At 70.8% G+C, this 20,356-nt stretch carries 18 protein-coding genes; 15 read left to right on the top strand and 3 right to left on the bottom strand.

Annotated elements, in window-relative coordinates:
- Positions 1-72: 72 nt before the first annotated feature.
- Positions 73-1,443, bottom strand: coding sequence for a 6-phospho-beta-glucosidase (locus Pme01_RS15030; RefSeq protein ID WP_168115881.1), 1,371 nt, complete (start codon positions 1,441-1,443; stop codon positions 73-75).
- Positions 1,444-1,537: 94 nt separating this feature from the next.
- Between Pme01_RS15030 and Pme01_RS15025 the strand changes: the two genes are divergently transcribed.
- Genes Pme01_RS15025 through Pme01_RS15005 form a run of 5 tightly spaced genes read left to right on the top strand, consistent with a single transcriptional unit; the run spans position 1,538 to position 8,789 of the window.
- A complete protein-coding gene (locus Pme01_RS15025) occupies positions 1,538-2,692 on the top strand; it encodes a PfkB family carbohydrate kinase (RefSeq protein ID WP_168115882.1) in 1,155 nt (384 codons plus the stop codon).
- Positions 2,689-4,050, top strand: a complete 1,362-nt coding sequence (locus Pme01_RS15020; protein WP_168115883.1) for an extracellular solute-binding protein — start codon at positions 2,689-2,691, stop codon at positions 4,048-4,050. The genes Pme01_RS15025 and Pme01_RS15020 overlap by 4 nt, the downstream gene beginning before the upstream one ends.
- Positions 4,047-4,928, top strand: coding sequence for a carbohydrate ABC transporter permease (locus tag Pme01_RS15015; RefSeq protein ID WP_168115884.1), 882 nt, complete (start codon positions 4,047-4,049; stop codon positions 4,926-4,928). The genes Pme01_RS15020 and Pme01_RS15015 overlap by 4 nt, the downstream gene beginning before the upstream one ends.
- On the top strand, positions 4,925-5,725 hold the full coding sequence (locus tag Pme01_RS15010; protein ID WP_168115885.1) for a carbohydrate ABC transporter permease: 801 nt from the start codon (positions 4,925-4,927) through the stop codon (positions 5,723-5,725). Before Pme01_RS15015 ends, Pme01_RS15010 begins: the two co-directional genes overlap by 4 nt.
- Positions 5,726-5,756: 31 nt before the next feature.
- Entirely contained in the window at positions 5,757-8,789 is a 3,033-nt protein-coding gene (locus tag Pme01_RS15005; RefSeq protein ID WP_168115886.1) for a PIG-L family deacetylase, read from the top strand.
- A 72-nt stretch (positions 8,790-8,861) separates the two neighbouring features.
- Here Pme01_RS15005 and Pme01_RS15000 read toward each other — a convergent pair whose 3' ends face one another.
- Both Pme01_RS15000 and Pme01_RS14995 read right to left on the bottom strand, forming a co-directional pair.
- Complete coding sequence (locus tag Pme01_RS15000) at positions 8,862-9,587, bottom strand: GntR family transcriptional regulator (protein WP_168115887.1); 726 nt, start codon at positions 9,585-9,587, stop codon at positions 8,862-8,864.
- A 99-nt stretch (positions 9,588-9,686) separates the two neighbouring features.
- A complete protein-coding gene (locus tag Pme01_RS14995) occupies positions 9,687-11,102 on the bottom strand; it encodes an ammonium transporter family protein (RefSeq protein WP_168115888.1) in 1,416 nt (471 codons plus the stop codon).
- A 261-nt stretch (positions 11,103-11,363) separates the two neighbouring features.
- Here Pme01_RS14995 and Pme01_RS14990 point away from each other — a divergent pair, with 261 nt between their 5' ends.
- The 10 genes from Pme01_RS14990 to Pme01_RS14945 are packed head-to-tail and all read left to right on the top strand — an operon-like array spanning position 11,364 to position 20,336.
- Positions 11,364-12,029 carry an isochorismatase family protein gene (locus Pme01_RS14990; RefSeq protein WP_275408530.1) on the top strand — a complete coding sequence of 222 codons (666 nt, stop codon included), beginning with the start codon at positions 11,364-11,366 and terminating at the stop codon, positions 12,027-12,029.
- A complete protein-coding gene (locus tag Pme01_RS14985; protein WP_168115890.1) occupies positions 12,026-13,900 on the top strand; it encodes a PEP-utilizing enzyme in 1,875 nt (624 codons plus the stop codon). Before Pme01_RS14990 ends, Pme01_RS14985 begins: the two co-directional genes overlap by 4 nt.
- Positions 13,897-14,979 carry a PEP/pyruvate-binding domain-containing protein gene (locus tag Pme01_RS14980; protein WP_203935636.1) on the top strand — a complete coding sequence of 361 codons (1,083 nt, stop codon included), beginning with the start codon at positions 13,897-13,899 and terminating at the stop codon, positions 14,977-14,979. The genes Pme01_RS14985 and Pme01_RS14980 overlap by 4 nt, the downstream gene beginning before the upstream one ends.
- Positions 14,976-15,866 (top strand): FAD binding domain-containing protein, encoded by an 891-nt coding sequence (locus Pme01_RS14975; protein WP_168115891.1) that lies wholly within the window; start codon positions 14,976-14,978, stop codon positions 15,864-15,866. The genes Pme01_RS14980 and Pme01_RS14975 overlap by 4 nt, the downstream gene beginning before the upstream one ends.
- A complete protein-coding gene (locus tag Pme01_RS14970; protein ID WP_168115892.1) occupies positions 15,863-16,558 on the top strand; it encodes an SRPBCC family protein in 696 nt (231 codons plus the stop codon). Before Pme01_RS14975 ends, Pme01_RS14970 begins: the two co-directional genes overlap by 4 nt.
- Positions 16,555-17,163: a hypothetical protein gene (locus tag Pme01_RS14965; RefSeq protein WP_168115893.1), complete on the top strand. Its 609-nt coding sequence runs from the start codon at positions 16,555-16,557 to the stop codon at positions 17,161-17,163. The genes Pme01_RS14970 and Pme01_RS14965 overlap by 4 nt, the downstream gene beginning before the upstream one ends.
- Complete coding sequence (locus Pme01_RS14960) at positions 17,160-17,933, top strand: maleate cis-trans isomerase family protein (RefSeq protein WP_275408529.1); 774 nt, start codon at positions 17,160-17,162, stop codon at positions 17,931-17,933. The genes Pme01_RS14965 and Pme01_RS14960 overlap by 4 nt, the downstream gene beginning before the upstream one ends.
- Positions 17,930-18,754 (top strand): alpha/beta fold hydrolase, encoded by an 825-nt coding sequence (locus Pme01_RS14955; RefSeq protein ID WP_168115894.1) that lies wholly within the window; start codon positions 17,930-17,932, stop codon positions 18,752-18,754. The genes Pme01_RS14960 and Pme01_RS14955 overlap by 4 nt, the downstream gene beginning before the upstream one ends.
- 9 nt (positions 18,755-18,763) lie before the next feature.
- A complete protein-coding gene (locus Pme01_RS14950) occupies positions 18,764-19,801 on the top strand; it encodes a 2,5-dihydroxypyridine 5,6-dioxygenase NicX family protein (RefSeq protein WP_168115895.1) in 1,038 nt (345 codons plus the stop codon).
- 25 nt (positions 19,802-19,826) lie between these two features.
- Positions 19,827-20,336, top strand: a complete 510-nt coding sequence (locus tag Pme01_RS14945; RefSeq protein WP_168115896.1) for a (2Fe-2S)-binding protein — start codon at positions 19,827-19,829, stop codon at positions 20,334-20,336.
- Positions 20,337-20,356 lie beyond the last annotated feature (20 nt).

Here is a 20,356-nt window from a genome sequence, read left to right as displayed (position 1 = left end):
GGTGCATCGACTCCGCTCTTCGCCCGCCGGTCGGGCGGCCGCGTCGGCCTGGCCGCCGCAAGAGAAACCGCGTCAGCGGAAGAGCGCGTCCACCTCGGGGATGCGCCGCCGGTACCCGTCGAGGAGCACGCGGGCGGTGGATACCGAATCCACCAGCGGATGCAGCGCGAACGCCTCCAGCGCGAGCCGCGTCGACCGCGTCCGTGCGGCCCGGATCGTGACCTGTTCGACCGCCTTGACCTGCTGAACGAGCCCGAGCGGGTGGCCGGTGAGCGGGCGTGCCGTCAACGGGTGGGGGCCGCCGGCGTCCACCAGGCACGGTACCTCGACGACCGCCTCCGGGGGCAGTCCGTCCACCGTCGACCCGTTACGGACGTTGAGGATCATCGTGCTCCGCTCGTTGCGGGCGATGGCCGCCATGATGGCCAGCGCGACGCCCTCGTAGCCACCGCCGTCGACGTCGGCCGCATCGCGTTCCCCGGCCACATCGCGCGCGTCGCCGGAGTTCCGGCTCTCCTTCATGTACGTCGCGTCGCGTTCCCGGCGTACGCGCTGCCACGTCTCGTACGCCGATCGCGGGTCGGCGGCGACGGCGTCGTAGAAGCCGCGCTGCTGGTCGAGCAGGAACTCACCGCGGGTCGCCGCGCCGCCCTTGATCGACGCCACCGCGTCCCGCGTGAAGTAGTAGTAGTACAGGTACTCGTTCGGGATGGCCCCGAGCGACCGGATCCACCCCGCGCCGAAGAGTCGGCCCTCCTCGAAGCTACCCAGCAGGGCGTCGTGGGCGATCAGGTCCGGCAGGACGTCGGTGCCGTCGCGGCTCAACCCGCGCAGCCAGCCCAGGTGGTTCAGGCCCACGTAGTCCGGCGAGGTCCGCTCCGGGTCGTACCCGAGCGCGCGGGCGGCCCGGCGGGTCAGGCCGGTCGGCGAGTCGCAGATGCCCACCACGCGGTCGCCCAGCACCTGCTGCATCGCCTCGGTGATCATGCCGGCGGGGTTGGTGAAGTTGATGACCCAGGCCCGCGGGCTCACCGCCGCCACCCGTTCGGCGATGTGCACGGCCACCGGTACGGTGCGCAGACCGTACGCCAGGCCACCCGGCCCCGTCGTCTCCTGGCCGAGCAGCCCCAGGTCGAGCGCCACCCGCTCGTCGGCGGTACGGCCGGCGAGGCCGCCGACCCGGATAGCGGAGAACACGAAGTCGGCGCCGCTCAGCGCCTCGTCCAGGTGCGCGGTGGCGGTGACCTCGGGCGCGCCCGGGTAGCCGGCGGCCATCTGGCCGAGCACGTGCCCCATCGCGGCGAGCCGGTCGTGCGCCGGATCGTGCAGCGACACGGAGTCGATGCGCCGATCGCGGGCGTCGGGCGACAGGGTGTCGCGCAGCAGGGCGCCGTAGACCAGCGGTACCCGGAACCCGCCGCCGCCGAGGATCGCGAGCTTCACACGCGGAGACCCTAGCAGCGCGTTATTGGTTGCGGTCGATTTGCCGGGTCGGCAGGATGAGGTGAGTTGATGTTCCTGCCGAAGGGCGCACGCCGTGGGGGACGCCGTGTACGACCCGCTCGCCGGTCAGCGGACGGCGGACGGTCCCGACTTCGACGTGCTCCTCAGCGGCACGGTCTTCCTCGACATCATCTTCACCGGCCTGCGGTCCATGCCGTCGGCCGGTACCGAGGTGTGGGCGGACGGTATGGGATCCTGCCCCGGCGGCATCGCGAACCTGGCCGTCGCGTCCAGCCGGCTGGGCCTGCGCACTTGCCTGGCGGCGGCCTTCGGTGACGATGACTACGCCGACTTCTGCTGGCGTACCCTCGCCGAGCAGGAGGGCGTCAACCTCTCCCGGTCGCGTCGCTTCTCCGCCTGGCACTCACCGGTCACCGTGTCCCTGGCGGTCGACCGTGACCGCAGCATGGTCAGCCACGGCCACCCGCCGCCCGTCTCCGCCGACGACATGATCGGGGTGCCGCCCCAGTCGCGCGCGGTCATGGTCGAACTCGGCAACGGCGCGCTGGCGGAGCCCGCCTGGGTCGAGCCAGCCCGCGCCCAGGGTGCGCTCGTCTTCGCCGACGTCGGCTGGGACCCCACCGGCGATTGGTCGCCCCGGGTCCTGGACCAGCTCGCCCGGTGTGACGCCTTCCTGCCCAACGCCGCCGAGGCGATGGCGTACACCCGGACCGAGACCCCCGACGACGCGCTCTACGCCCTGGCGGACCGCGTACCGCTGGCGGTGGTGACCAACGGCGCGCAGGGCGCGCTGGCGATCGACGGGACCACCGGGGAGGAGGCGCACGTACCCGGCCTTCGGGTCCAGGCGCTCGACCCGACCGGGGCCGGCGACGTCTTCGGTGCCGGGCTGGTCGTCGGCACGCTCGCCGGCTGGTCACTGCGCGACCGGCTGGCCTTCGCCATCATGTGCTCGGCACTGGCCGTTCAGCAGTTCGGCGGCTCCCTGGCCGCCCCGGGCTGGGGTGACATCGCGGACTGGTGGCACGAGCTTCGCGACACCCCCGGCGGCAACTCCTACCGGGCGGCGCTGCGCCGCCGGTACGAGTTCCTCGACGAGATCGTGCCCACGGTGCCGGTCGGTGCGGTCCACCGGGCCGCCGCCACCATCGCGCGGCACGCGGACGTGGCGGGGCAGGGCGCCGCGACCCAGCCCGTCCACCAAGCAGGACGAAGGAGTATGGCATGAAGTCCTTCAGGTCGAGGACACTGCTCGCCGTCGGCACCGTCGCCGCCCTCGCGGTCACCTCGTGCACCCCCGGGTCAGGCTCCACCAACCCCCAGCCGGTCCCCACCGGCGCGGTCAGAACCGACGCGGCCGCGCTGGGCAACGTCACCCTGACCGTCTGGGACCAGGAGGTACGCGGCGGTCAGGCCGCCCAGATGGAGCAGCTCAACAAGGAGTTCCAGGCGAAGTACCCGAACATCAGGCTCCAGCGGGTGTCCCGCTCCTTCGACGACCTGAAGACCACGCTGCGGCTCGCGCTCAGCGGCAACGAGGCGCCCGACGTGGTGCAGGCCAACAACGGCCGCTCCGACATGGGCGAGTTCGTCAAGGCCGGTCAGCTGCTGCCGCTCGACCGGTACGCCGCCGCCTACGGCTGGAACGGCCGGTACCCCGAGACGGTGCGCCAGTACTCGTCCTACAGCGCCGACGGCAAGGCCTTCGGCAAGGGGAACCTGTACGGGCTGCCGCAGGTCGGCGAGGTGGTCGGCCTGTTCTACAACACGTCCAAGCTCGCCGCGCTCGGCCTCCAGCCGCCCAGGACCTGGCCGGAGCTGGAGAGCGCGATGGCCGCGGCCAAGGCCAGGGGCGAGGTACCGATGATGTTCGGCAACCTGGACAAGTGGCCGGCCATCCACGTGTTCGGCACGATCCAGGGCCGCACCTCCCCGCCCGGCGACATCACCACGCTCGCCTTCGGCCGCAAGGGCGCGTCGTGGAAGAGCGCCGGCAACCGGCAGGCCGCCCAGCAGCTGACCGACTGGGCCGGCAAGGGCTGGCTCGAGCCGGGCTTCAACGGGATGGGCTACGACCCCGCCTGGCAGGCGTTCAGCAAGGGCACGGGGGTCTTCCTTCTCGGCGGGACGTGGTTACAGGCCGACCTCGCGGGCGCCATGGGCGCAGGCGTCGGGTTCATGCTGCCGCCGCCGGCGAAGGCCGGTGACAGGCCGATCGCCACCGGCGGCACCGGGCTGCCGTTCGCGGTCACCGCCAAGAGCAAGCACCCCGACGCCGCCGCCGCATACATCAACTTCATCACCAGCGAACACGCGATGAGTGTGCTCACCAGCACCGGGAACCTGCCGGTCGCCGACACCTCGCGGCAGAGCGCCGGCGCCGGCCTGGCGAAGGACGTCCTCACCGCTTTCGGGGACGCGGCCGGCGCGGGCGGGCTCGTGCCGTACCTGGACTACGCGACGCCGACCATGTACGACACCCTCACCGCCTCGCTCCAGGACCTGCTGGCCAGACAGAAGACGCCGGACCAGTTCCTGGACTCGCTGCAGAAGGATTACGGCGACTTCTCCACGTCCAACGGATGAAGGCGCGGACAACGAGGGGGAGCGGCCTCGGGTACCTCTACGTCGCGCCGGCCCTCGTCGTGTACGCGGCGTTCCTGCTGTACCCGCTGGGCCGGTCGGTCCAGCTCTCGTTCTACGACTGGGACGGGCTGACCCTCGGCCGCTGGGTCGGCCTGGCCAACTACGCGGACGTGCTCACCGACGACGGCCTGCGGGGCGCCTTCGGGCACGCGCTGGTCCTCATCGTGTTCTACGCGCTCGTACCGTTGTGCGTCGGGCTCGTCCTCGCCTCGATCCTCAACCGCGCGAAGGTACGGGGACTGCCGTTCTTCCGTACCGTCGTCTTCCTGCCACAGGTCGTCGCCGCGGTGGTCATCGCCGTGGCGTGGCGGCGGATCTACGCCCCGGACGGTCCGCTGAACTCGCTGCTGCACACCGTCGGTCTCGGCTCGCTCGCCCGGGCCTGGCTGGGGGAGTACGACGCGGCCCTGCCGGCGGTGGGCTTCGTCGGCACCTGGTTCGAGACCGGGCTGGTCACCGTGCTGCTGCTCGCCGGCGCGAGCCGGATCTCCCCGGAGCTGTACGAGGCGGTCCGCCTCGACGGCGCCGGTCCGGTACGGGAGTTCTTCGCCGTCACGCTGCCCTCGGTGCGCGGCGAGGTCGCCGTGGCACTGACCCTCACGGTCATCGCCGCGCTGCGGACGTTCGACCTGGTGTACGTGACCACCCGCGGCGGCCCGGGCACGTCCACGTCGGTACCGTCGTACGAGGTGTACCACCGGGCCTTCGAGCTGGGGAAGGTGGGCTCCGCCGCCGCCGTCGGCGTGTGCCTGACCGTCGTCATCTTCGCGATCTCGCTGGCGATCACCCGCGTCGGTGACCGGGACGCGACGTCATGATCTCCCGTGCGGAACGCTCCGCGAACTACGCCATCCTGGCGCTGTTCGCCGTGTTCGCGCTCGCCCCGATCGGTACCGTCCTGGTCACCGCACTGGGCCCGGATGACGCCTCCAACGGCGGCGGGATCGCGAACTTCGCCCGGGCCTTCGGAGCCGGGCACTTCGGCACGTACCTGCGGATGAGCCTGCTGGTGTCGGTGTTCGTCGTGACGGTGAGCGCGGTCCTGTCCATCCTCAGTGGATTCGCGCTGGGCACGATGCGGTTCCGCGGCTCGACGGTGCTGTTCTACGTCTTCCTCCTCGGCATCATGATGCCCAGCGAGGCGATCGTCGTGCCGCTCTACTTCGACCTGCGGGCGCTCGGCCTCACCGACACGTTCTGGGCGGTCGCCCTGCCGCAGGTGGCGCAGTCGGTCGCGTTCGGCACGTTCTGGATGCGGGCGTTCTTCCGTACCAGCAGCCGTACCCTCGTCGAGGCCGCCCGCCTGGACGGGGCCGCCCCCCGCACCATCCTGTGGCGGGTGCTGGTGCCGGTCGCCCGGCCCGCGGTCACCACCCTCGTCGTGCTGACCTTCATGTGGACCTGGAACGAGTTCCTCATCCCGCTGGTCATGGTGACCGCCGAGGGTCTGCGCACCGCGCCGCTCGGGCTGGCGTTCTTCCAGGGCCAGCACACCCAGGGGTTCACGCTGCTGGCGGCCGGCGCCGTGATCGTCGCGACCCCGGTCGTCGCGCTCTACCTGTTCCTGCAGCGCCAGTTCATCGCGGGCATGCTCGGCGGCGCGGTCAGGGAGTAACGAGGCCCGCACCCAACCAGGGAGGCAGCTCATGAAGGCTTCGCGCAGGCTCGCTGCGCTGGTGACCGCCGCTGTTCTCGCACCGCTGACGGTGGTGGCGTCTGCTCCGGCTGCGAACGCCGCCGGGACCGGGACCTACCACGCGGACCGGAGCGTCAAAATCAACGTCATGGGTGAGTGGGCCCACCCCGACGACGACACGAGCATCATCGGCCCGTGCGGGGTGTGGCCCCAGCGGTACGGCGTCAAGTGCGGGATCATCATGGTCACCCGCGGCGAGGGCGGCGGGAACGCCGTCGGCCAGGAGCTCGGCCCGGGCCTCGGGCTGCGGCGCGAGAACGAGGACCGGGTGGCGCACTACCGCTCCGGTACGGTCGACATCTTCAACCTCGACCGGGTGGACTTCTTCTACAACCAGAGCGCCCCGCTCACCCAGTACTTCTGGGACCACGACGAGACGCTGCGCCGGATCACCCGCATCATCCGGATGACCCAGCCCGACGTGTACGTAGGCTTCACCCCGACCCTCGCCGCCGGTCACGGCAACCACCAGCAGGCGGGGCGCTACATCTGGGAGGGCGTGCTCGCGGCGGCCGACCCGAAGATGTTCCCCGAACAGCTTCGCGGCCCGAACGCGCTGAGCACCTGGCAGGTCAAGAAGGTCTTCTCCGGTGGCAGCACGGCCGGCACCGGAGGCACGACGACGGCCGCCGACTGCACCACGGGTTTCGTCCCTGCCGCCCTTGACACTGTGGCGGGCGTGTGGACCGGGTACGACTCACCGTACAAGTGGCCGGCCGGAAACCTGCAGGGCAGGCCCGCGGGCAGCCCGAAGAGTTGGCAACAGGTCGCCGACGAGGGGCGGCTCGCCTACCCCACCCAGAGCAGGGTGATGTACCAGGGCAGCTCGAACCCCGCGTGCCCGCGCTTCGGCATGACCGAGGCGTTCGTACCGTTCCAGCCGAACCTGCGCGCCGACGGCTCGCCCAACCCCCTGGCCGGCGCCGACGACGCCGCCCTGCTCGGCGCGGCCAGGCCGGACCCCGGCGGCCTGCCGCTGGGGACCCTGGAGTACCTGACGTTCTCCCGCTTCTACAATGTCGCGTCGACGCCGTTCCAGGCGACGTTGCACCTTCGCGCGCCGCGGGGCAAGGCGATCAAGGGTGGCCGGGCGGCGTTGACCGTACCGAGCGGCTGGACCGTCGACGGCCCGAAGACCGTCGGGACCGTCTCGGACAAGGCCGAGACCACCGTCAGCTTCACGGTCACTCCGGTGGCAGGTGCCGCGCCCAACCAGAACGCCCGGATCTCGGCGCTGTTCACCAGCGGCACATCCACCGGGTACACCGACAACGTCGTACGCATCGTCACCCCGGTCGAGGGCCGGTTCCAGCGGTGGGGCAACTGGGCGGAGTACGACGGCTGGCTCGCCGATACCGCCCCCCAGGCCGCGCGACTCGGCCGCTCGCCCGCCGTGCAGAGCATCGGCGTCGGCGCGACGCAGCAGGTACCGGTGGTGGCGCACAACTGGTCCGCCACGCCGCAGAGCGGGTCGGTCTCCCTGACGCTGCCCGCCGGTCTGACGGCCGACGCGACGGCCAAGCCCTACGGCCCCCTCGCCCCCGGCGCGGAGACCACCGTGACCTTCACCGTGACGAACGCTTCGCTGCCGGCGAGCCAGGCCGTCGATGTCCCCATCACGACGACGTACGCTTCACCGGCGGGTACGGGCAGCGAGACCCTCAGCCTCAGCAGCGTGCCCTCGACCACCATTCCGGCGGTCGCCGCGGCGCCGGCGGTGGACGGTGTCGCGTCGGCGGCGGAGTACCCGGGGCCGCGGCTGGACCTCGGCCGGATCTGGCAGGGCGCCTCCGGGTGCAGCGGCGCCGCCGACTGCGGCAGTGCCGGCAACTACGCACAGGTCAGTCGGTCCGACGACGCGCTGTACGTCTTCGTCCACGTCCGCGACGACTACCAGTCGTACGCGGTGACGCCCGCCGAGTGCGTCGGTCACTGGCAGGCGGACTCCGTCGAGATCCTGCTGGACCCGCGGGGGACCGCCTCGCAGGACCGAAAGGACACCGCCAACACCTTCAAGCTCGGCGTGTTCCCGTACACCGACGACCCGCAGAACACCAACGGTAACGGCGCCAACGGGCCGTGCTGGTCGCGCGACGCCGACAACCACCAGGGCTACTCCACCGGCCCCCTGGTCAGCGACGCGCCCAACGCGCCCGGCGTCCAGGTGGCCACGACCGCGCGTTGGGTCGGCTCCAACAGCACCACCGTCGACCACGCGTACGCCGGCGGCGGGTACGACCTCGAGGTGAAGATCCCTCTGGCCGACCTGCCGGCTGCGGTCGACCCGTCTCACCTGGGGCTGAACATCACGCCGTACGACAACGACAACACCGCCGCGGTCGGTACGACCACGCTCCGGCACATCGACATGAGTACCCGGCTCGGCTGGTCGGCGTTCGGTAGCGTCCAGTCCGACCCGTACCGGTGGGGCCGGGCGACCCTGCCGGGGTACACCCCGCCCGCCGGGCGGCCGGTGACGGCGCCCCCGCCGAACGTTTCCAACCCCAACCTCAACGGCGCCGAGTCGCCGCAGACGATCTGGCAGTCGGCCCGTGACGGCGTTCCGATCTCCGGACGGGTACCGGCGCCCGCCGGCGACCGGATCAGGATCGGCCGCCCGGTGCTGACGCCGACCGCTGCGACGTTCGACATCACCGCAACCGGGCCGGGCACGGCGCGGGTGTTCCTGTGGACCGGCGACGTGGGAGCGATCCCGGTGTACCTGACGAGCTGTTCGCCCGCGGCCGACCCGCCGCCGGACTACGGCCTGACCCCGTGTGCCGTGTCGGACGGTGGCATCCCGCCGTGGTCACCGGATCTGAGTGGCCACCTGGTCAAGCAGGTCACAGTGAATGTCCATGATGGACGGCAGCGGGTCAGCATCCCGTTGACGGCAGGGGCGCCGGCCCCCGAGCGGGTGCTGGTGTCGTTCGAGACGCCGAAGGACGAGGTCCAGGCGCTGGACGTACCGATGCGCCGGTGATCCCGTACCCGACGGCGTCCCCTCCTGATCACCGGGAGTCTGCGGCGTCATGGCGCCGCAGACTCCCAGTGATCACGAAGAGCCGAAGTGCTCCAGGGCGACGTGGCTGGACCAGCTGATGTGCTCGCCGACCAGCTTCGCGGCGAGGTCGCCGTCCCGGTCGCGGAGCGCGTCGAGGATCGCCCGGTGTTGCTGGTTGGCGGCCTTGATCTGCTCCGCGCGGTAGGCGTAGTGCGAGCGGTAGCTCGCCGTCACGGCGAGCACCTGACGCGAGATGGTCTGCAGGAGGTCACTGCCGGTGGCCACACTGATACAGCTGTGGAAGTGGAGGTCGGCGTGTGCCTGGTCGGCGGCGGTGGCCCGGGCACCGAGCCGGCGTAGCCGCGCGTACGCCTCCTCCATCTGCTCGAGATCACGCTCCGTATGACTCTCCGCGGCCATCCGGGCCGCGTGCGCCTCGATGACCGCGCGGAGCGCGTAGATCTGGGCGATGTCACGGGCGGTGACCGCCCGCACCGTGGCGCCGCGGTTGGGGATGAGATCGACCAGTCCCTCACCCTGGAGGATGAAGAGTGCTTCCCGGATCGGGGTACGGCTGATGCCGAGCTCCTCCGCGAGAAGTCTCTCCCGGAGCGGCTGCCCGGGCTTCAACTGCCCGGCCAGGATGGCGTCTCGCAAGATCCGCGCGACGCCCTCGCTTGTCCGCTGGGCCAGGGGCGGGGTCGCCGCCGACAAGTCCATAGGGTTGCTGCTCTCCATCCGTAACGGCTCGGGGTCGAACGGTGCCCTCGGTGCCACGTCAGCATCAGGATACGGGCTGGTAGCGCGGCGGTGGTGCCGTAGTGACGAGGGCAGCCCCGGAGGACCGGTCCACCGGCCCTCCGGGGCGTGCTCGTGCTACCCCGCAGAGCCGACGGGCTGTGGTGCCACGTGAACCGCTGCACCCTCACCCGGTACCGGGATCGCCGGCGGGTCCAGGTCGTCGCCGAAGTTGGTGGTACCCCAGTGGGCGGCGTCGAGGCCGATGACCTCGGTCTCCTCGCTGACCCTCAAACCCCCGAAGCGCTCGAAGACCAAGCACATGATCAGGCACGGGATGCCGGCGGTGGCCATGGCGGCGAGGACGCCGACCAGCTGCCACCACGGGGTGATGACCGCGTGGCCGAGCGCGTACTCGCCCTCCAGCCCGGGGAAGCCGCCGGTCGGAGTACCCCACGCGATGAAGCCGGTGAGGATGGCGCCGACGATGCCCGGGCCGAACGCGAGCGGGAGGACCTTGGGCTCGTCGATGCGCAGGCGGCGCAGGACGGCCGTGGTGCCCAGGCCGACCAGCGGCCCGAGCAGGCCGACGAGCAGGCACTTCAACGGCGTGCCGACGTCGAACAGGGTGCCGTTGATGACCATGCCGGCGATCGGGCCGAGGAACGTCCAGCTCGGTTCGCGCCGCTTGTACGCGATGGCCGCGCCCATGAGCCCGCCGCCGATGAGGCCGGCGATCACGTTCGTGACGACGAGCCCGAAGCCGCTCTCGGTGTAGGAGATGCCGAAGAAGCCCTTGCCCGGCACCGCGTACCCGGAGCCGAGTGCGACGAACGGGGCCGCGAAGGTGATGAGCAGGACCCCGGCCGCCACGAAACCGACGTTGTGCGGCACCGGCTTCGCGCCGCTCGCGTGCGGTGTGAACGCGCCGAGACGCGGGCCGATCCGCCACGCCATGACCAGCACCCAGGTACCCGCGAAGACGTACAGCGGGAAGACGCCGTCGAAGTCGTGCACCCCCCGGTTGGTCAGCGGGGACACCGAGCCCCAGCACAGGTAGCCCACGAGCGGCGACAGCACCGCGCCGACCACGAACGACATGATGTACAACGGCCTGGCCTTCGCGCGCTCCACCACGCCGGTGTGGATGAGCGCCATCGCGGCCATCGAGAACGTCACGAAGAAGACCAGGAAGACCTGCAGGACATCGGCCTCGGGCGCGATCTTCGGATCAATGTGGACGGCCGGCGTGGACGCGAGGCTCCCCGCGATCCACCAGTCCTTGACGGCCGTCCTCAGCGGGTCCGGCACGCCGAAGGCCTGGTTGAACGACCACTGCCAGATCGCGTATCCGCCCAGCAGGGTACCCACGCCACCGATCATGGCGGCCGTGATCTTCTGAACCCAGGTGTCGAGCACGTTGCGCCGCCGGACGAGCCCCATGTCGATGAGGCCCAGCCCCAGGATGACGACGATGACAGCGAATGCGGCAAGCGTGTACAGGAAGGCTAAGAGTAGGACTTCCGTTGACACCTGCTCCGGGAATGACTTCATTGCTCTCCCTCAACGAGGCGGCGCCCGCTTCGTGCGGGCGGGGGGTGAATTCGGGCGTTGGCCGCGGTTGCCGAACTCGCCAAGGTATTGCCTGGTGCCGTGCCGGTTCTCCGTTCTCCCAGGGCCCGGTGCGAGCTCTCCGAGGGCTCCGGGCGAGACCGCGACTCGCTGGAGATCCCTAGACAACGATGTGGGCGGACGGTATACATGCATGCCATCGGGTCGCAATACTTTCGATCAATTCACTTCCAGGAGCACCCCGTGGTGGACCCTGAAACGCTTGCCACGTACGACCGCGCCGGGTTCGGTGCACCGGTGCGGCGTGGAGTGCGACCGGCCGTTCTGGTCGTCGACTTCAGCTACGGCTTCACCGATCCGGCCTATCCGACCGGCGCCGACATGAGCGCGCAGATCGATGCGACGCGGCAGCTGCTCGACGCCGCGCGCGACAAGGACGTTCCGGTCGTCTTCACGACGATCGCGTACGACAAGGGCCAGCTGGCCTCGGTGGAATGGCTCAAGAAGGCCCGCGGCATGGCGGCCCTGGAGGCCGGCAGTCGCCTGGTCGAGATCGATACCCGGCTGTCGCCTCGGGAGGACGAGGCGATCGTTGTCAAGACCGGCGCTTCGGCATTCTTCGGTACGCCGCTGGCGTCGATGCTGGCCGGTCTGCGGATCGACACCCTGATCGTCACGGGCGCTACAACCAGCGGCTGTGTCCGGGCCAGCGTCGTGGACGCCGTGCAGAGCGGCTATCCGACGCTCGTGCCGCGGCAGTGCGTCGCCGACCGGGCGCAGGCGCCACACGACGCGAACCTGTTCGACATGAACGCGAAATACGCGGACGTTATTGATCTTGATGAGGCTCTCGCGTACGTGCGGGGCCTTCCGACCTCGACCCCTTCAGACGCGGAGGTGCCGGCATGACCGTCACGAACGAGAACCCATCAGGGGCAGGGCAGGACGACGCTGCCCGGTTCACCAGTCCCTTCGACATCGAGGCCCCGGCGGGTGCGGAGGGCTGGGAAAGCCTCTACCCCTACTACGCGCTGCTGAGCGAGGACCGCCGCGCCCGGGACGACGGCAAGTTCTGGTTCTTCGACGGGATGCACAACCCCGAGCCGCTGTACCCGTTCGACACCATCATGACCGAGAACTGGTGGGTCGCGGTCAGCCAGATGTCGACCCGGGTCTGGCCGGTCCCGCCGGCCCTCGGCATCGATCACCGCATCATCAACGGCTACCTCTACGTCAGCCCCAACGCGGTCACCGACCCCGAGGAGATCGCACGCCGGGCGGAGGTGTTCGGCGTCCGCGCCGGCCACTACTACGGCAACTGGGACGAGATCTATGACAAGTGGGAAGTCAAGGCCAAGGACTGCATCGAGCGGCTGAAGGCGATCGATTTCGCGCCGCTGCCGGACATGGAGCCCGAGAGCAGCGTGTTCGAGCACACGGGTACGTACTCGTCGTACCGGCTGCTCACCAGCTATGGCGACCTGATCCACAACCTGTTCGAGATGGGCTCGTACCACTTCGAGATGCTCAACCTCGGGTACGGCGCCTACCTGACCTTCCGGGAGTTCTGCCAGCAGGCGTTCCCCGGCATCACCGACCAGACCGTCGCCAGCATGGTGTCCGGCATCGACATCCTGCTGTTCCGTCCGGACGACGAGGTCCGCAAGCTGGCGAAGCTAGCGGTCGAGCTGGACCTGGCCGAGGTGATCACCTCCCACGAGGACCCGCACGCCGCGCTCGCCGCCATCGGCGCGCACGCGAGCGGCGAGCAGTGGCTGGCCGCGTTCGAGCAGGCCAAGGAGCCGTGGTTCTGGTTCTCCACCGGCGCCGGCTACACCCACAGCGACCGGGCCTGGATCGACGACCTGCGCCTGCCGTTCACCGCCATGCGCGGCTACATCGAGGCGTTGACCCGCGGTGAGGACATCCGCCGTCCGCTCGACGCGATCCTCGCCGAGCGCACCCGCGTCACCGGCGAGTACCGCTCCTACCTGCCGAGCGACGAGGACCGCGAGGCCTTCGACGGCCTGGTCGAGATCGCGCGCAAGGTCTTCCCGTTCGTGGAGAACCACAACTTCTACGTCGAGCACTGGCACCACTCGCTGTTCTGGTCGAAGGTGCGTCAGCTCGGCGAGGTCTTCGTGGCGCACAACTTCTTCGACGACCACGAGGACATCTTCTTCCTGCACCGCAACGAGGTGTACAGCGCGCTGTACGACCTGATCATCGGCTGGGCCACCGGTACCGAGGCCCGCGGCGTCACCTACTGGCGCCCCGAGATCGCCCGCCGCCGGGCCATCCGCGAGACCCTGTCCACCTGGTCGCCGCCGCCGGCGCTGGGCGTACCGCCGGAGGAGATCACCGAGCCGCTGACCGTCATGCTCTGGGGCATCACGCCGGAGAGCGTGCAGGAGTGGCTCGGCGTCGGCGCCGACGGCGAGGGCAGCGGTGTCCTGCGGGGCGTGGCCGCCTCGCCAGGCAAGGTGACCGGCCGGGCCCGCGTCATCACCGACCCGGAGCAGATCCACGAGGTCGAACAGGGCGACATCCTGATCTGCCGCATCACCGCGCCGAGCTGGGCACCGGTGTTCTCCAAGCTCGGCGCCGCGGTCTCCGACGTCGGCGGCATCATGGCGCACACCGCCATCGTGTCCCGCGAGTACGGCCTGCCGGCCGTCGTCGGCACCGGGTTCGCCACGATCACCATCAAGACCGGCCAGCTCGTCGAGGTCGACGGCAACCAGGGCACCGTGCGGATCCTCGAGGAGGCCGAGAAGTGACATCCCCCCATGTTCTGTGGATCGACGACCCGGCCGCTCCGGGCAGTCGGCTGCTGGGCGGCAAGTTCGGCAGCCTGGCGGAGATGACCGAGGCCGGCTTCGCGGTACCGCCCGGCTTCGGTATCACCACCACCGCGTACCGGCACTTCCTCGAGGCGGCGGGGCTGGCCGATCGGGCCCGGCAGGTACGGGAGCAGGCGGCGACCGCCGACCTCGCCACGGTCAGCGCGCTCAGCGCCGGGTTCACCGCCGAGATCGAGGCCGCGCCGCTCCCCGCCGATCTGGAGGAGGCCGTGCGCGGGGCGTACGCCGAACTCGAGCGGCGTACCGGCATCGAGGCGCTGCCGGTGGCGGTGCGCTCCAGCGGCGAGTCCGAGGACCTGGCCGGAGCGAGCTTCGCCGGCCAGTACGACACCTACCTGTGGGTGCGGGGCGCCGACGAGGTGCTGACCTACCTGCGCAAGTGCTGGGCCGGCATGTTCGGCACCGCGGTGCTCACCTACCGGCCCGACGGCGGCGCCTCCGTCGTGACCGCCGACCACGGCATCTGCGTCGGCGTGCAGCAGATGGTGGACGCCCGCTCGGCCGGGGTCATGTTCACCCTCGACCCGGTCACCGGTGACCGCTCGAAAGTCGTGATCGAGGGCTGCTGGGGCCTCGGGGAGGGCGTCGTGAAGGGCGACATCACCCCGACCCGGTACGTGGTGGACAAGGTGACCTTCGAGGTGGTCACCCGGGCGCTGAGCCGGCAGGAGGTGCAGTACCGCTTCGACCCGTCCACCAAGGCCGTCGGGATGGTGCCGGTGCATCCCGACCGGTGTGACGCGCCCTGCCTGGAGGACGAGCACATCGATCAGCTCGCGCAGCTCGCCAAGCGGATCGAGCGGCACCGGGGCGCACCGCAGGACATCGAGTGGGCGATCTCCGAGGCCGGCGACGTGCACGTCCTGCAGGTACGGCCGGAGACGGTCTGGAGCCAGCGCAGGCCCGAGGCGCCGATCCTGGAGAAGAAGTCGGCCGTCGACCACGTCCTGATGCGATTCTCCGGCGGCAAGCTCGCCACGAAGGCCGGGTCGTGAAGGCTCCGTACTTCCAGTACCACCGGCCGTCGTCGATCGGCGAGGCCGTCACCTTCCTCGACGAGTACGGTGGCGGCGCCCGGGTGATCGCCGGCGGTCAGAGCCTGGTGCCCATGATGAACATGCGGCTGTGGCGTCCGCTCGCCCTGGTCGACATCAACGGCATCGACGAGCTGGCCCGGATCCGCGAGGACGGCGACCGCACGATCCTGGGTGCGCTGGTGCGCTACTCGGAGATCGAGCGGTTGCCCGTCATCGCCGAGCGGTTGCCGGTGCTGGCACACATCGTCCGGTACATCGGCGACCGCCAGGTCCGCAATCGCGGCACCATCGGCGGCAGCCTCGTGCAGGGCGACCCGACCGGCGAGATGCCGCTCGCGTGTCTCGTGCTCGGCGCGACCGTACGCGTGGTCGGGCCGGACGGGGTACGCGAGATCCCGCTGCCCGAGCTCTACGAGAGCTCCTACGCCGCCACCCTCGACGTCGAGGAGCTGTTGACCGAGGTCGTCTTCCCGAGGGCGCCACAGCACTTCGCCTTCACCGAGGTCACCCGGCGGCACAACGACTTCGCCGTGGTCAGCGTCCTCGCCACCGGAGACCGCGACGCGGACGGCCGCTGGCGCGACGTGCGGATCGGGCTCGGCGGCGTCAACGACACTCCGGTGCTCGCTTCCGGTTCGGGCGCCGCGCTGGAAGGCAGCGACCTGTCCGACGACGCCATCCGGGCCGCCGCGGAACTGGCCGTCGAGGCCATCGACCCGCCGACGGACATCCGGGCGTCGGCCGAGTACCGCCGCCACCTGGTCCCCATCCACGTCCGCCGGGTGCTCACGCAGCTGCGCGAAACCCCGCTGCGCGACGCCCCGCTCCGAGGAGATACAGCATGAAGCTTCGCGAGGAGTTCCAGGTCGCCAAGCCGGTCGGCGACGTATGGGACTTTTTCGAGCAGCCCGAGCGGGTCGCGGCGTGCCTGCCGGGCGTCGAGAACGTGACCGTGGTCGACCCGGACAACGTCAACGTGCGGGCCACCCAGAGCCTCGGCCCGATGAAGGCCACGTTCGACGCCAAGATCAAGATCAATGAGCGGGTGCCGGGTGAGCTGATCGCCTTCACCGCGACCGGGCGTACCGTCAAGGGCGCGCTCGGCAACGTGCGGGCCGGTGTCAGCGTGCAGCTCGCCCCGGCGGGCGGCAGCGCCACGGGGGTCGTCGTCGAGGGCGACGTCGTGCTCGCCGGTGCGCTCGGCAGCGTCGGGCAGAAGGTCGTCTCGCGCCAGGCAGGCAAGGTCACCGCCGAGTTCGCCCGCAACCTCGACAGCGCGCTCAACGGCAGGCCGGTCGAGGTGGCGGCAGCGGCTCCGGCCGCCGCCCCGTCCCCGGTGAACAGCGCGGTTCCACCGGCCGTAGCGTCCCCGGCCGCCACGGCGACGCAGCCCGTCGCGCCGCCCGCCGCCGCTGCGGTGCCGCAGGTCGTCGTCGCCCCGACCGACCCGTGGTCCCGCGCCGCCGCCGCGCTGAGCCTCGTCTCGGTCCTGGTGAGCATCCTCGTCCTGGTCTTCGTCCTGCGGGGTGGCCGGTGAACGGGGTCGAGCTGCCGGTCGCGCCGGAGGTGGCGCTCGCCACCGACCTCGAGCGGGCCGCGGCCGAGTGGATCCACCCGTACAGCCAGGCCTGCCACCTGATGCGGGCCCGGGACTGGCTGGTGCACATCGCACCGGACGCGAGCCTGGAGATGCGGCTCGCGGCGATGGTCCACGACATCGAGCGGATGTTCCCCGGCAGCCCGGCGATGAACATGGCCTCGCAACCCTGGGACGACCCGTACTACCTGTTCGCCCACTCGCTGCGCTCCGCCGAGTCGGTCGGGGTGTGGCTCGCCGGCCAGGGCGACGCCGCCGCCGGCGTCGACGAGTACGAGGTCCGCCGCCTGGTCGCGTTGCACGAGCTCGGCGGCCTGCGCGGCGCGGACGAGGTACAGGCCGGCGACTCGCTGTCCTTCCTTGAGACGCTCGCCGAGCTGACCCGGACGTGGGTCCGCACCGGCGTGTGCAGCAAGGCGAAGGGCGCCGAGAAGCTGCATTACATGGCCGACCGGATCCGGATCCCGGCCGCCATGAAGCCGGCCGCGGAGCTCCTGGAGGCTGCCCTGGAAGGGCTCGACGAGATCGACGAGGAAACGAAATGACTACTGGCACCCCGTACCGGGTCGGGCTCATCGTCCCCAGCTCCAACACGACGATGGAGACCGAGATCCCCGAGCTGCTGCGCCGCCACGGCGAGCGGTACGGCACCTCCTTCACGTTCCACAGCAGCCGGGCACGGCTGCACACCGTCGACGCCGAATCGCTGGCGAAGATGGTGGCCGACAGCGACCGGTGCGCCGACGAGCTGGGCGACGCCGAGGTCGACGTCGTCGGGTACGCCTGCCTGGTCGCCGTGATGGCGCAGGGCAACGGCGCGCACGTCGGGATCGAGGAGCGGCTCCAGTCGGTCCTGACGGCCAGCCGGTCGGCGAAGGCCACGATGACCAGCAGCGCCGGCGCGCTCGTCCGTACCCTCACCGCGCTCGGCCTGCGCCGGGTCGCCGTGGTCGCGCCGTACATGCCGGCGCTGACCGAACTGGTCGTCGGCTACCTCGAGGACGGTGGGGTCAGCGTCGCCGACAGCGTGAGCCTGTCGGTCGCCGACAACTGCGCGGTCGGCCGCCTCGACCCGCAGAACCTGCCCGAGCACGTCAAGCGGCTCGACACCAGCGGTGTCGACGGCGTCGTGCTGTCGGCGTGCGTACAGATGCCGTCACTGCCCGCGGTGCAGGCGGTCGAGGACGCCCTCGGGCTGCCCGTCGTCACCGCCGCCACCGCGACCACCCGCGAGATCCTGCTCGCGCTCGGGCTGGAACCGGTGGTCCGCGACGCGGGCGCCGCGCTGTCGACGAGCGCCGCGGTGGCGTCGTGACCGTCGAGCTCGCCGGCCGCAGCGTCGAGGTCGAAGCCAACGGACTGCGCCACCACGTCCTCCAGTACGGCGGGAAGCACCAGCCGGACCTGCTGATCCTGCCCGGCATCACCAGCCCCGCGGCCACCGCGGACTTCCTCGCCACCGAGCTCGCGGAGCTGGGCTTCCGGGTGCACGTGCCGGACATCCGCGGCCGCGGCCGCACCGACCGCGCCCCGGCGGGGGAGTACCGGCTGACCGACTACGCCGCCGACGTCGCCGGTCTGGTCGACGCGCTCGGCCTGAACCGGCCCGTCGTGCTGGGCCACTCGATGGGCGCCCGGATCGCGATCGCGTACGCCGTGCTGCACGCGGGTGCCGACCACAACCTGCTGATCCTGGTCGACCCGCCGGTCTGCGGCCCCGGCCGGGGCCCGTACCCGACGACCCGTGAGTCCTTCCTCGAGCAACTCCACGAGGCGTACCGCGGCACCACCGCCGACGAGGTGCGCCGGTTCTACCCGAAGTGGCCGCAGCGAGAGCTGCAACTGCGCGCCGAGGTGCTGGCCACCTGCGACGAGACGGCGGTCCTGGAGACGCACGCCGGCTTCGAGTCCGAGGACATCTTCGGGTACTGGCGCGAGGTCACCCAGCCGGCCGTGCTCATCCGCGGCGGTGACAGCCCGGTGGTGCCCGCCGCGTCCGCCGACGACCTGCGGGCTGCGAACTCACGGATCGAGATCCTCACCGTTCCCGACGCCGGCCACATGGTGCCGTGGGACAACCTGCCCGGTTTCCTCGACGCCGCCCGTCCCTACCTGCAATCAGCCGTCACCCACTAGGAGGTCACCGTGGACCAGAGCATCCTCAACGACATGTGCCGGCGGCAGCTCGAGCTGTCCGGCGTACACGAGGGTGAGACCGTCGTCGTCCTGTCCCAGGGCGACGAGCGCATGGACTACGCGAACGCGTTCCTGTTCGCCGCCCGCAGCCTGGGCGCCAAGACGTACCACATGCGCCTGCAGGAGCCGCGCCCCACGACCGGCGCCTGGGCGGTCGGCGTCTCGGAGCTGGCCGGCAACGACGAGGCCGTCGAGGCGCTCAAGAAGGCCGACATGGTCGTCGACCTCATCTTCCTGCTGTTCAGCAAGGAGCAGTTCGCGATCCAGGCCGCCGGCACCCGCATCCTGACCGCCGTCGAGCCGGCGCCGCTGCTGGCCAAGCTGTTCCCGACCAAGGAGCTGCGCGAGCGGGTCGAGTTCGGAGCAGAGCTGCTCAGCAAGGCGCAGTCGATGCGGATCACCAGCCCGCACGGCACCGACGTCACGTACTCCCTCGGCGTCTACCCGACCATGAGCGAGTACGGCTACACCGACCAGCCCGGCCGCTGGGACCACTGGCCGGCCGCGTTCGTGTTCACCGGCGGCGCCGACGACGGCGTGGACGGCCAGATCGTGCTCGCGCCCGGCGACGTGCTGCTGCCGTTCAACACGTACGTGCAGACCCCGGTGACGCTGACCATCGAGAAGGGCTTCATCACCGACATCCGCGGCCAGCTCGACGCCGACCTGCTCAAGTCCTACATCGAGTCGTTCGCCGACCCCCGCGGGTACGGCATGTCGCACGTCGGCTGGGGCCTGGACGAGCGCGCCCAGTGGCACGGCCTCACCCAGTTCCCCGGCGGCATGGGTATGGAGCTGCGGTCGTTCTTCGGCAACGTCATGTTCTCCATCGGCCCCAACAACGAGCTGGGCGGCCCCAACGACACCCCGTGCCACTTCGACATCCCGATGCGCGGCTGCAGCCTCTTCCTCGACGACGAGCCCGTCGTCGTGGACGGCGACGTCGTCATCAAGGACATGTGGCCGACCGCTCGCCGCAAGGGCTGAGCTTTCCGGAAGTGGAGGGAATGCGATGACGGACCAGGTCGTCGTCACCGTCACCGTCAACGGTGAGACCGTCACCGAGCAGGTACCGGCCCGGATGCACGCCGCGGACTTCCTGCGGCACCGGCTCGGCTTCACCGGTACCCACATCGGCTGTGAGCAGGGCGTGTGCGGCATGTGCACCGTGCTCGTCAACGGGGAAGCGGTGAAGGCGTGCCTGATGTTCGCCGCGCAGCTGGACGGTTGCCAGGTGGAGACCGTCGAGTCCCTTGCGACCAATGACCGGCTCAACCCGCTGCAGCAGGCGTTCAAGGACGAACACGGGCTGCAGTGCGGCTTCTGTACGCCCGGGTTCCTGATGACCGCCACCGCGCTGGCCCGGTGCGGGCGGCGGCTGTCCGAAGGGGAGATCCGGGAGGAGATCGCCGGCGTGCTGTGCCGCTGCACCGGCTACGACGGCATCGTCAAGGCTATCGCCCGCCACCTCGACGAGGCCGCTGCCGCCGGTGCTGTCCCAGCGGGCGGCACCAGCCGGTGACGCGGGGGCGGTGCTACGGC

The sequence above is a fragment of the Planosporangium mesophilum genome (genome assembly GCF_016863255.1).
Classification (GTDB): domain Bacteria; phylum Actinomycetota; class Actinomycetes; order Mycobacteriales; family Micromonosporaceae; genus Planosporangium; species Planosporangium mesophilum.
This window is presented reverse-complemented; position numbering and strand designations above follow the sequence as displayed.